A 1,894-nucleotide genomic window follows, 5' to 3' on the forward strand; every position below is an offset into this window, starting at 1 on the left:
AACGTTCCTCTTGATTGATTACTGTTCGATCGGTATAGACAAGCCCTAACAGGAATTTGATTTCTGCCCACTCGTTAGGGAAGGCTTTACGAGGGCGAAGTTTAAAACTCTCCTTATAATAATCAATAGCTTTTCCTAAATTTTCACCTTTATCTCCTTCAATTCGATTTACATAACTATTAGACAAATTCATTTGCAAACCAACACACTGGTTTACCCAATAATTATAGTCGTGAGATTCTGAATCTCCATCAGAAATGACGAGCGCACTTTTACGACTGTTATAGTCATCTTCAATTATCGATTGAGAATCCAAATCGAAATAAGATGTAGCTGGCTCATCTCCAGGAGGAAATACTTTTTCAATATAAATCTCTAAAGCATTTTCGTAGGCAATAATGGCTTTTTCGATATTGTCTGCCTTCTCTCCTTCAATCCGGTTAATGTAGGTAACACCTAAGTTATATTGCGTATCCGCCCAAAGTTCAGGATATTTTTCAGGAGTCCGAATGATTAAAGCACTCTTATAGGCAGCGAGAGCGATTTCTAGATTCTCTGCCTTCTCTCCTCTGATGCGATTTCGGTAAGCATTGCCAAGATTATTTTGGGTAATAGCCCAATTTTCTAAACTGTTTTCAAAATAACTGTTAACTTCTAATGCTCTTTCGTAAGCAGCGATCGCCCTTTCGATGTTATTTTCCTGATTTCCTCGCTTCCGATAATAGTAAGTCGAACCTAGATCGTTTTGTATCGCGGCCCACTCTTCGGGATAGCCTTCACGAGTATAGACTTCTAAGGCAGCATTGTAATAGCGGATGGCTTGTTCTAAATTATCAGCTTTATTTCCACAAATTCGATCTTGATAAGTATTTCCTAACATCTTTTGTACGACTGCCCAGTCTTCTGGGAATGCTTGTTTATTGAAGATTTCCAAAGTAGAAGTGTAGTGGGCGATCGCTATTTCCAGATTCTGTGATTTCTGACCTTTTATCCGTTTGCGGTAATCAGTTCCCAGATTCTTTTGCACCATTGCCCACTCTTCGGGAAATGCCTCTTGAGTTAAAACTTCCAAAGCAGCGTTATCAAAGGCAATGGCTATTTCAAGATTATCTGCTTTTTGTCCTTGGATACGTTCAGAGTAATCAGTACCCAAATTGAGTTGAATTTTTGCCCAGTATTCTGGAAATTCCTGCCGCGTTAAAACTTCCAAGGCTGCATTGTAATAAGCTAGACTGATTTCTTGATTTTCTGCTTTCTCTCCATGAAGCCGGTGACTGTAGGCAAGACCCAAATTAAGTTGCACCATTGCCCAATTTTGGGGATATTCTTCACGGGTATAAACTGTCAAAGCAGCATTATGATAAGATATTGACCTTTCTACATTCTCTGCTTTTTGTCCTCGGAGACGCCTAGTATAGGCAATACCTAGATTGCTTTGTGTTCCTGCCCAATCTTCGGGATGGGTATTACGGGTGCAGATTTTTAGTGCTGCTTCATAGTACGCAATTGCCTTCTCTATATTTTCTGCTCTTTTTCCCTGGATGCGGTTACGGTAAGCTTCTCCCAAACCAATTTGTATTTTTGCCCACTTTTCTGGATAGGCGTTTCGGGTTCTGACTTCTGATACTGCTTCATAGTAAGAAATAGCTTGTTCAATGTTTTTTAATCGCTTTCCCCTTATTCTGTCTAAGTAGGTATTTGCCAAATTACTTTGCGCCATAGCCCAATCTTCGGGATGAGCTTCACGAGTCCAAATTTCCAATGCCGCGTTGTAATAGGCGATCGCTTTTTCTAAATTATCCGCCTTTTTACTTCCTGGAACATCGTCAGAGTAGATATTACCCAACCGATTTTGTAAACTCGCCCATTTTTTCGGTTCTGCCTCACGGGTTCT

At 40.1% G+C, this 1,894-nt stretch carries 1 pseudogene; it reads right to left on the reverse strand.

The features are described 5' to 3' along the window. Nucleotides 1-1,894 (reverse strand): annotated as a pseudogene (locus LKK83_RS01825) (hypothetical protein); the annotation flags it as partial.

It is taken from the genome of Phormidium sp. CCY1219, assembly GCF_035615515.1.
Lineage (GTDB): Bacteria > Cyanobacteriota > Cyanobacteriia > Cyanobacteriales > Laspinemataceae > CCY1219.